Annotated in this window: 9 protein-coding genes; 8 read left to right on the top strand and 1 reads right to left on the bottom strand. The window is 35.7% G+C overall.

The window, feature by feature from the left end:
- Positions 1-8 precede the first annotated feature (8 nt).
- From H5T45_03270 to H5T45_03300, 7 genes are all read left to right on the top strand, one after another.
- On the top strand, positions 9-1,253 hold the full coding sequence (locus tag H5T45_03270) for an ATP-binding protein (protein MBC7128735.1): 1,245 nt from the start codon (positions 9-11) through the stop codon (positions 1,251-1,253).
- A 250-nt stretch (positions 1,254-1,503) separates the two neighbouring features.
- Positions 1,504-2,274: an FAD/NAD(P)-binding protein gene (locus H5T45_03275; GenBank protein MBC7128736.1), complete on the top strand. Its 771-nt coding sequence runs from the start codon at positions 1,504-1,506 to the stop codon at positions 2,272-2,274.
- Between the two features lie 39 nt (positions 2,275-2,313).
- Complete coding sequence (locus tag H5T45_03280) at positions 2,314-2,766, top strand: 4Fe-4S binding protein (protein ID MBC7128737.1); 453 nt, start codon at positions 2,314-2,316, stop codon at positions 2,764-2,766.
- Positions 2,759-3,817 (top strand): (Fe-S)-binding protein, encoded by a 1,059-nt coding sequence (locus H5T45_03285; GenBank protein MBC7128738.1) that lies wholly within the window; start codon positions 2,759-2,761, stop codon positions 3,815-3,817. The genes H5T45_03280 and H5T45_03285 overlap by 8 nt, the downstream gene beginning before the upstream one ends.
- Positions 3,814-5,088 carry a CoB--CoM heterodisulfide reductase iron-sulfur subunit A family protein gene (locus H5T45_03290; protein MBC7128739.1) on the top strand — a complete coding sequence of 425 codons (1,275 nt, stop codon included), beginning with the start codon at positions 3,814-3,816 and terminating at the stop codon, positions 5,086-5,088. The genes H5T45_03285 and H5T45_03290 overlap by 4 nt, the downstream gene beginning before the upstream one ends.
- Positions 5,081-6,751: a CoB--CoM heterodisulfide reductase iron-sulfur subunit A family protein gene (locus tag H5T45_03295; protein MBC7128740.1), complete on the top strand. Its 1,671-nt coding sequence runs from the start codon at positions 5,081-5,083 to the stop codon at positions 6,749-6,751. Before H5T45_03290 ends, H5T45_03295 begins: the two co-directional genes overlap by 8 nt.
- Entirely contained in the window at positions 6,748-9,744 is a 2,997-nt protein-coding gene (locus tag H5T45_03300) for a hydrogenase iron-sulfur subunit (GenBank protein MBC7128741.1), read from the top strand. Before H5T45_03295 ends, H5T45_03300 begins: the two co-directional genes overlap by 4 nt.
- On the opposite strand, the gene H5T45_03305 is transcribed toward H5T45_03300, so the two are convergent.
- On the bottom strand, positions 9,741-10,685 hold the full coding sequence (locus tag H5T45_03305; GenBank protein MBC7128742.1) for an NAD(P)/FAD-dependent oxidoreductase: 945 nt from the start codon (positions 10,683-10,685) through the stop codon (positions 9,741-9,743). The two genes, H5T45_03300 and H5T45_03305, sit on opposite strands and share 4 nt — an antisense overlap.
- Before the next feature lie 141 nt (positions 10,686-10,826).
- Here H5T45_03305 and H5T45_03310 point away from each other — a divergent pair.
- Positions 10,827-11,180: hypothetical protein (locus H5T45_03310; GenBank protein MBC7128743.1), on the top strand; the 354-nt coding region annotated here is incomplete at its 3' end.

Here is an 11,180-nt window from a genome sequence, read left to right on the forward strand (position 1 = left end):
TATATTTTATGGATAAAAAATACATTTTAGGGAGGAGAGATGCAAATGAAAAATCTTCTTTAAATATTGGAAGATATTATGCGCTTGATGGCTCGCTTGGGGCGCCAGTATATTTGGATGTTTCAAAACCTCATGTAATTTTTTTGTGCGGGAAAAGAGGATATGGAAAATCATATACCATTGGAGTTTTTCTAGAAGAATTCTGCTCGCTTGATGAAGAAATAAGAAGAAACATTTCTTTTATTGTTGCGGATACGCTTGGAATTTTCTGGACAAGTATTTTTCCCAATAAAAGAGAGGTTGAGAACTTGAAAAGATGGGGAATTGAAGCAAGTGGGATAGAAATTGAGATTTTTACTTCTCCTGAATTGGCTAGCTATTACAGAAAATTTGGAATAAAAGCAAATGAAATTTCAATATCAGCTTCAGCCCTTAAGACATTTCACTGGTGCAGACTTTTTGGAATTTCTCCTCAATCCATGGAAGGAATTGCAATATCAAGAGCAACAGGTGAAATGGAAGGGAAATATGGGATAGAAGATATAATGGAAAATATAAAAAATGATAAGGAAATAAGCAAGGAGACAAAGATGGCTTGTATAAATTTTTTTGTTATGGCAAAAAATTTGAAAATATTTGCAAAGGATGGAATAAATTTATCTGATATAGCAAAAAGAGGAAAAATCTCTATAATTGATTTAAGCCCATATGATGAAAGTATAAAGGAAGTTATTTTAAGCATTTTAGGGGAAATTATTTTTTATGAAAGAATTATTGAAAGAAAAAAAGATGAGGAAAGAGAGATGGGGATTGAGAAATTTGAGCAAAGCTTACCTTTCATATGGCTTGCAATAGATGAGGCGCACATTTTTCTTCCAAAAGAGGATAAGATTACTAAGGATGTTTTTGTTAAGAGATGGCTCCGCCAGGGGCGCCAGCCTGGCTTGAGCCTAATTTTGGCTGCTCAAAGGGTTGGTTCAATGGATAGTGAGGTTTTAGCTCATGCCGATATAATAATTTGCCATCGGCTTACCTCGCAGGAAGATATAGAGGCGATGAGTAATGTGAGGCCCACCTATATGAGGGAAAGCATAGGAGAGGTAATTAAAAAAATGGGGAGCGAGAAAGGAGTTGCGCTGATAGTTGATGATGTAACTGAAGTAAGTCATTTAGTAAAGATAAGACCGAGGAAAAGCTGGCACGGAGGAGGAGAGCCAGCATATATCAATCATCAAGCAGGAGAATATGAATAAATATAAATTAGTAAATTGAAGAAATCAATCCATATATCCGCCATAATTAGATCTACTTTAATTGTCTTAATACTTCTTCCAGATATTTTGAGAATTTATTACCCTTCTTTTTTATTCTTTATAAAGTGATAGATATGGGAAGAGTTCCTCTTATAATATTATCTATAACATTTCTTCTATGGAGAAATCTGGATAATTAAAAGCTAAAATAACAAATTAAAAAATAAATATATCTGCAATTATTACCTTAATGAATCCATTTACGCCATTGAAGGGAAAAATAATTGAAAATAGGACAATAAATGATAAAAAATTTTTAAGAGTTGAGACAGAAAACTTTAGCTTTATTCCTGGCCAGTTTGTTGAAATATCAATTGCTGGAGTTGGTGAATTTCCAATATCAATATGTTCCCCTCCATATGAAAAAAATTTTTTTGAAGTTTGCATAAGAAAAGTTGGAAGGGTAACTTCTTTTCTTTATAATAATAAAATTGATTATCTTCTTTATAGAGGTCCTTTCGGAAATGGTTTTCCCATGAAAAAATTAGAGGGAAAGAATATTGTTGTAATCATAGGTGGGCTTGGAATACTGCCTTTAAGAAGCTTCATAAAAGAAGCCATTCATTCAAAAATTTACAATCAAATGAAAATTCTATATGGCGCAAGAAGCAGGGATGATTTACTATTTGCTGAGGAAATTGAGGAATGGAAAAATTATGCTGAAGTATATAAAATTTTTGAGAAAGAAGGGATGAAAAGAGGATTTGTAACTGAGTTGATTGATGAAATTGTTTTTGATGGAAAAGAATATATTCTTATATGCGGCCCCCCTGCGATGTTTAAGCCAGTTATAGAAAAAGCTTTAAAGATGGGAGCAGATGAAGAGAAAATATATGTGTCTGTTGAGAGAAGGATGAAATGCGGAATTGGAAAATGCGGGCATTGCATTATTGGAAGCTATTATTCCTGCATCGATGGGCCTGTTTTTGAATATGCTAAATATAAGCATGCCATTTTATAGCAAGTAAATGATAAATAAGAGATGTTAATTATTTCAGCGATGTTTCTTTATAAACAATTTCCAGTTTCAATAGACCAAGAAAAATGTTCAAAATGCAGGATATGTGTCTCAATATGCAATTGCTTTTCATATAACAAAGATACAAATACTGTTTTGGTTAATAATATTTCATGCAAGGGTTGCGGCGTCTGCGTTGCCTCCTGCCCTTCTTCCGCTATCCATCATTTGCAGGATGATTCCTTTTTCTATTTATCTGAAAAGGCGGAGGTGAATAAATTTGAGTGTGAAAAATGCCTTTATGAATTTTTTGAAGACGAAGATTCGATAATTTTTTGCGAAAGAAGATTTGATATGGGAGTTGCTATTAAAAAATTTTGCGAGGGGAAAAGCATAAAGGTTAAAAAATGTATTTTTTCAGATGAAATTTCAAGTGATGAAAAATTAAAGAAATTTTCAAAAGTTATTCATTTGTTTGGTGTTAAAAATGATTGAAGATATAATAAACAGCAGTAAAGCATATTATTGCGTTGAATGCAGAAAATGTAGCTCAGCATGCCCAGTTACAAGAGGTTATGGGAAGTTTTCCCCAGCAAATATAGTAGAACGCTCCCTTATCAGCTTGGAAGATGAAATAATTTATTCCTATGATATATGGAAATGCCTTACTTGTGGAATTTGTGAAGAAATATGCCCATCTGGCGTAGATTTTTTAAGCTTTATGAAGGAAATAAGAAAAATTGCGAGAGAAAATAAAAATTTTGGAATTCCAGCCCATGAAAATATTTTTGAGGAAATATCTTGCCTGTTTGATAAAAATGATATATCTTTAAAAATGGAGAATGTTGAAACAGATGATAAGTCAAAAATTCTCTATTTTGCTGGATGCTTGCCAGTATATGATGCATTTTTTGGAGAAATTGGATTCAGTGGAAGATCAATTGCGGAAAATACGATTAAAATTTTGAACCATTTTGATGTTATTCCAGCTGTATTGTTTTCATGTTGCGGGCACGATGCCTTATGGAACGGAAATAAAGAAATTTTTGAAAAATTGAAAGGAAAAAATATGGAAAAAATTAAAGGTTTTGAAAAAATAATATTTTCTTGCCCTGAATGTTACAGAACCTTTAAATTTGATTATAAACTAAATATTGAAATGATGCATATCTCTGAATTTCTTGCAAAAAATTCTTTAGAAGGAAATTTAAATAAAACATGCACATTTCATGATTCATGCAGGCTCGGGCGCCATCTTGGGATTTATGAGGAGCCAAGAATTGCGCTGAGAAAAATTGGATATGAAATAAAGGAAATGGAGCATTCAAAAGAAAAATCAATTTGCTGCTCAACTTCTTGTTGGATGGCATGCGACTGGAAAGCGGAAGAAATAAGAAAAGAAAGGCTCACTGAAGCGGAAGAGCTGGCTAAATTGCTCATCACTACTTGCCCGAAATGCAAAATTCATTTCCTATGCACAATGAGCCATGAAAAATATAATCTTGAAGTAAAGGATTTGGTTGAGGTAATTGGAGAAGCAATATGAAGAATGTGCTTATCATAGGCGGGGGCGTTGCTGGCATCCAGGCGGCGCTTGATTTAGCGGATAGGGGAATACATGTCTATTTAGTTGAAAAGGAGCCAAGCATTGGCGGGAGAATGGCTTTGCTTGATAAAACGATGTCAACAAATGATTGCAGTATATGCATTCTTGCTCCCAAGATGAATGAATGCGCATCCCATCCCAACATAGAAATTCTTGAATATTCTGAAGTTGTTGGATTGAATGGCAGTGCTGGAAATTTCAAGGTTAAGGTTAAAAGGAAGGCAAAATATGTTGATGCGAGCAAATGCACTGGATGCGGAGATTGTATGGAGAAATGCCCAACGGAGGTGCCAAATGAATATAACAGCTATATAGATAAAAGGAAGGCTATTTTTCTTCCATTTCCTCAATCTGTTCCAAGGAAAGCAACAATTGATAAAAGGTATTGCTTGAAGTTGAATAAGAATAGGTGCGGGCTTTGCCAGAAAATATGCAAGGCAAAAGCAATAGATTATAGCCAGGAAGATAAGATAGTTGAGTTAAATGTTGCTTCAATAATAGTTGCAACTGGCCTTTCAACATACGAACCATATGATATTAAAGAGTATGGTTATGGAAAATTTGCAAATGTTCATACCTGGATTGAATATGAAAGGTTAATAAATGCATCAGGCCCAACGCATGGGCATTTAAAATGCGCTCCAGATGGAAGAAGGCCGAAGAAAATTGCATTTATTCAATGTGTTGGATCAAGAGATGTTAAAAGGTGTGAGTGGTGTTCTTCTGTTTGCTGCATGGTCTCAATAAAGAGTGCAATGCTTGCAAATGAGCATTACAATGACATTGAATCCTTCATATTCTATTCAGATTTAAGAGTTTTCAGCAAAAGATTTTATGAATACAGCAAGAGAGGAGAAAAGGACTACAAAATTACTTACATTCATGCCCGCCCAGGAGAAATAAAAGAAGACAAAAATACAAGAAATTTAATAATATATTATGAAGACGAAAATGAAGGAAAAGTAAATGAGCTGGAAGTGGAAATGGTTATTCTTGCTACACCTATAATGCCATCCAAAAGCAATCTTGAAATTTCAAAAATTCTTGGAATAGAGCTTGATGATTATGGATTTATTAAAACAGACGGAGTTAGCACAACAAGGCAGGGAATTTATGCTGCGGGCTGTTGCTGCGCTCCCAAGGATATAACAGAAAGCGTGTATCAGGCAAGCGGTGCCGCATGCATGGCGGCGGAGTGGTGCCATGCCTAGGATTGGGGTTTTTGTGTGTGATTGTGGAACGAATATAGCGGGTTTTTTGGATGTTCCTGCAGTATGTGAATATGCAAAGAGTTTGCCAGATGTAGTTTATGTAAAGGAAAATATGTATACCTGCTCAAATGCTGGTTTGCAGGAAATAATGAATGCAATTAAGGAGCATAACCTTGATAGAGTTGTTGTTGCATCCTGCACTCCCCGCACTCATGAGCCACTTTTTAGAAAGGCATGTGAGATGGCTGGACTGAATAAGTTTCTTTTCGAATTCGTGAATATACGCGACCAATGCTCATGGGTTCATCAAAAGGAAAGGGAGAAAGCTACAGAAAAGGCAAAGGATTTGATAAGGATGGGTGTTGCAAAAGCCCGTCTTCTTGAGCCACTTGAAGAAATAAAAATACCTGTTGAAAGAGCATGCCTTATTATAGGAGGAGGAATTTCTGGATTAACTTCAGCTATCGCTCTTGCAAAACATGGAATAGAGGTGCATTTGGTTGAAAAAGAAGAAAGACTCGGAGGAATTTTAAATAATATATACAGGGTTTATCCAGAAGATGAGCCAGCGAGGAAAATTTTAGAAAATATCATGGAAGAGTTAAAAAAATACAGAATAAATATATATTTAGCGAGCGAGGTTGAAAAAGTAGATGGGTATATAGGTAATTTCAATGTAAAAATAAAGGGAAAAACAAACAAAGAAATAAAGGTTGGAACAATAATTGTTGCAATTGGGGCAAGACCATATCAGCCAATGTATATGTATAATTATCAGGAATATGAAAATATAATAACTCAAATAGAGCTTGAAAAAATGCTTAAAGAAGGAAAAATAAAAGGAAAGAATTTTATCTTTATACAGTGCGTCGGCGGGAAGGGGGAAAGGGTGAGATATTGTTCGAGGATATGCTGCATGAATTCAATAAAAAATGCAAGAATAATAAAGAAAATGATTCCAGATTCAAATGTTTATATAGTTCATAAAGGTTTGCAGACATATGGAGTTGAATATGAAGAATATACGAGGAAGGCAAGGGAGGAAGGTGTTAGATTTATAAGAGTAGCAGATAACATTCCAACAGTTTCATCAATTGAAAGAAGAGATGGAAAAATTGTTGTTGGTTTTCATCATCCAGGGCTTAGAAGAAAAATTGAATTGCAAGGTGATTTAGTAATTCTCTCAACCCCTCTTGTAGCGGGTGAAGATGCAAGGAAAATATCTCAAATGCTAAAAGTCCCTCTTGGTTTGGATGGCTTTTTCTTTGAAGCACATGTTAAGCTTCGCCCAGTTGATTTCGCAACAGATGGAATATATATGTGCGGCTCGTGCAGGGCGCCCGCTAGCGTTGAGGAGGCAAAAATACAGGCTATGGCTGCTGCTGGAAGGGCACTGATTCCTATGGTAAATGGTTTTGTTAAAGTTGAGCCATATACACCATATATTGATGAGGGAAAATGCAGGGCTTGCGGGATGTGCGTTGAAGTTTGTCCTTATGGAGCAATGAGAATTGTTGAAAAGAATGGAAGGAGGATTGCAGAAAATATACCCGCTGCTTGCAAGGGTTGCGGGGCATGCTCATCTTCATGCATACATAAGGCAATTGATATGAGACATTTCAGAGATGGCCAGATAATTGCTGAAATAGAGGTGATAGATTGAAGATACTTGGACTGCTGTGTAACTGGTGCAGTTATGCGGGAGCAGATTTAGCGGGAGTAAGCAGATTTCAATATCCTCCAAACATAAGAATTGTTCGTGTTATGTGTTCAACGAGGGTTGAGTCATCTTTTATTATTGAAGCATTTTTAAAAGGAGTTGATGGAGTGCTCGTCGGAGGTTGTCATCTTGGAGATTGCCATTATGTTACTGGAAATTATTATACGATAGGAAAAATTTATGTTGCAAAAAAATTGCTGAAGTTTGCTGGCATTAATCCTTCTCGTTTAAGGCTGGAGTGGATTTCTGCAAGCGAGGGAGAGAAGTTTGCAAGGGTTGTTGAAGAATTCACAAAGGAAATAGAAGGCTTAGGTCCTTTAAAAAATGAGTTAAAGGATGATACCCTTCTTAAAGTTGCATATAATGTTTCTCTTAAACCAAGGGCAAGAATTATTGCATCAAAGCATAGAATGCTGTCTTTTGAAGGAAATAAATACGGTGAAATTTACACTGGCTATGAATTTGATAGAATAAGTGATGAAATTTTAAAAGATGAAATGAATATAGAGGCAATAAAATTTTTATTAAAAGAAGAAAAATCCTTCGAGGAAATTTCAAGAATAATTGATAAAAAAGTTTTGTATTTCTATTTATTGGATTTGATAGAAAAAGGAGAGGTATCTTTTAGAGAGGAAAATGGAAGGTATTTATTTTCGATAGCAAATAAAAAAGAAGAAAAAAGCGAGCCATTAATATTTAATGGAAATATAGCCAAGCATGCCCATATTATAATTGGAGGGGGAGCTTATGGAATAAATAAAGCAGTTGAAATTGCAAATAAAGGAGAAAATGTTGTTATTGTTGAAAGATTTCCTTCAATAAATAAATATACGATAAGAAAGCATGCCTCTTCTCTAGAAAATGGTTGCAAATATGAGGAATTTTTAAATTTATTAAAGGAGGGAAAAATAGCCATTTTAAATAATTCAATTTTAAAAAGCATAAATGATGGAATTGTAAGGATAATAAAATATGCTAGCAGGGTAAATGAAAATTGCAATAACTGCAATATATGCTATGAAGTATGTCCATTGAGGACAGTTGATAGAGAGAGAACCCTTTTTTCGAGAAAAGCTGTTTATGGCAGAGATGGATTGCCATGCACTTTCTTCCTTGAGAGAGAAAGCCCTTTCTGCCAGACAAATTGTCCAGCTCATGTAGATGTTCGCGGATATGTGGCGAGGATTGCTGAAGGAGATTTTGAAGGGGCTTTAAATCTGATAAGGGAGCGTCTGCCGTTGCCAGGCGTGCTTGGGAGGGTGTGCCCTCATCCCTGTGAGGAAATTTGCAGGAGAAATGGAATTGATGAGGCAATTTCGATAAGATTGCTGAAGAGGTTTGTTGCGGATTGGGAATGGGAGAGCAAGGGAAAAATCGAGCTTGGAAGGATGCCAGCAAATGAGAATAATATATATAAAGTGGCTGTAATTGGCTCGGGTCCCGCTGGCTTGACTGTTGCATACGAACTTGCAAGGATGGGATATAAAGTTAAAATTTTTGAAGCTTTACCAGTTGCTGGAGGAATGCTTGCTGTTGGCATCCCCTCTTATAGACTTCCAAAGGATGTGCTTAAAAGAGAGATAGATGCTATTCTTGAAATGGGTGTTGAAATTCAGCTGAATTGCAGGATTGGCGAGCAAATATCTTTTGATGAATTGAGGAAAAATTACGATGCTGTATTCATAGGAGTTGGAGCCCATAAAAGCAGAAAAATGGGGGTGGAAGGAGAAAATTTGATAGGAGTTATATCAGGTGTTGATTTTTTAAGAGAGGTAAATATATATCCTGAAAATGTTCGTGCCATCATCTCTGGAAAGAAAGTAGTTGTTGTCGGAGGAGGAGATGTTGCAATAGATGCTGCAAGATGCGCAATAAGGTTTGGATGCGATGTAACAATTTTATACAGGAGAAGCAGGAATGAAATGCCAGCTCGGGAGGAGGAAATAAGGTATGCAGAGGAAGAAGGAGTAAATTTTCGCTTCCTAACCGCCCCATTAAAAATTGTTGGGAAAGAAAGTGTGGAAAAAATTGAATGCATTGAAATGGAGCTCGGCGAAGCAGATGAAAGCGGGCGCAGGAAGCCAGTGCCAAAAAAGGGAAGTAATTTCTTTATTGAAGCGGATATTGTTATCTCCGCCATAGGACAGCAATCAGAACTTGAATTTTTACCAGATGAAATAAAGAAAAACGGGCGCATTTTAGTTGATGAAAATACTGGAGCAACTCCTCTGCCTGGCGTGTTTGCTGGAGGTGATGCTGTTAGCGGGCCATCAATAGTAATAGAAGCAGTTGCATGGGGGAGAAGGACTGCAAAGGCAATAGATGCATATCTGCACGGCAAGAAAATAGAATTTGACCCAGTTGAAAGAAATATAAATAGGGCAATAGCTAGCTATGAAGATGTTGATTTGATGAAAAGAAATGTTGTCCTATCTATATTTGAAAAGAAGGAAAGAAAGAAGGTTGAAGAAATAGACATTGAAGAAAGGAGAAGCACATTTAAGGAAGTTGAAAAAGGATTTGATAAAAAGAGGGCGATTGAAGAAGCTTCTCGCTGTCTTGCCTGCAGAGCTTGTTTGGGCTGCGGGATATGCGGGAATGAATGCATGAGGAATGCCATTGATTATGAAGAAAAGGAAAAAGAGATTGAAATAATTGCAAAATCAATAGAAATTGATCCAGAGATAAGATTCAACTATGAATTTTTTACCCCTTTTGAAATTGAGGATATGCTTGATTTAGGGATAATCATGAATTTTAATGGAGAAAAATTAAAGAAATTATGCTTCCTGAATTTTGAAGAAAATAAATATTTTGAAGAATTGAAGAAGAGAATTATTGCAAGCGGAATTGAGATAGCTGATGATGCAGATTTTAAAGTAGATTTCCGCTATTCTGAGAGCGATTATTATAAAAAAATTAGGAGGATGATTTAGATTTCTCCCGCCCAGTATGGCTTCCTCACATATTCATAAATCTTCTGGGACGCTATTGCTCCATGGGCAGCGCCAACGATAAGCAGGCGGAAGGCTCCTCGCACAATGTCACCAACTGCAAAAACTCCTTCAACATTTGTTCGCTGCATTGCATCTGTTATTATATAGCCTCTCTCATCTGTTTTTATTCCGAGTTCAGCAAACATCTCTGTATTTGGCTTGAGACCAACTGCAAGAACTATTTTATCAACTTTCAGCGTTTTTCTTTCTCCTGTTTTATTATTGAAAAGAACCGCTTCCTCCACTTTATCCTTTCCTTTTATTTCTTCAAGCTCGGTATTTAGCATTATGTTTATTTTGCTTTCTTCCATCTTCTTTACATTTTCATCTAATGCGCGGAATTTATCTCTCCTGTGTGCTATTGTTATTTCCTCTGCTAAATCAACAAGATCAAGAGCTGCATCAACCGCGGTATCTCCTCCTCCAACAACAAGAACTCTACTTCCTATAAAATCCTCTCTATGAGTAACATAATAATAAACTCCTTTTCCTTCTTTATTAAATCTTGTCTCACCAGGTATTCCAAGTTCCTGAGGCCTTGTTCCAGTTGCTATAACAATTGTTTTTCCATGGTATTCATTCTCCTCTGTTTTTACAACTCCTCCTTTCTCTATTTTAATAACTCTTTCCCTTACCATTTTAATGTATTTGCTCTCCCTTGCATGCTTTATCCATCTTCTAACTAGCTCAATTCCAGTTATTCCGTCTGGAAAGCCGGGATAGTTTGGTATTACTTTGTTTGGATATAGAGTTGCTGGCAAACCGCCCCATTTTCCACCTTCAAGAACAAGTGTCTTAAGCATTCTACTTGCACACATGATAGCAGTTGTCAAGCCAGCAGGCCCGCCTCCAACAACTATAACATCATACATTTCTTCCATGATAATCCCCAAAATATATACGGATTTAATTTATTATTTTTGCGATTAATCCTCGTGGTGATGTAGCGTAGTTACTGAAAAAATTTGGTAAAGTATTTTTATAGAATTTTCTTATAGGTAAATTAGTTGGGAGGGGAAAAAATGCAACACCCTAAGAAGAAAAAATTGTGTAAGCTTTCTCCTAATATCTTAGTAGAGGCTATACAAACATTTTTAGAAAAAGAATATGACGGGAAAAAATACGATGAAGCAGAAAGATGCCCCCACTGCAAATCAAAGAATTTTTATCTACACAGTTTTAGAAAAAAGACATTTTGTATTTTAATAAAAGAAAATGGATTTAAAGAAATAGATGTTAAAATAGGAGTATTTAGATGCAAAAACTGCAATAAATTCTTTGTTGCATTGAATACACCTTTCTATCAAGGATGTAAATATGGAAAGCCTATAGTTGACCTCTGTTTATGGATGACAGCTTCAATGCCATATAATAGA

Source organism: Thermoplasmatales archaeon (assembly GCA_014361245.1).
Lineage (GTDB): Archaea > Thermoplasmatota > E2 > UBA202 > JdFR-43 > JACIWB01.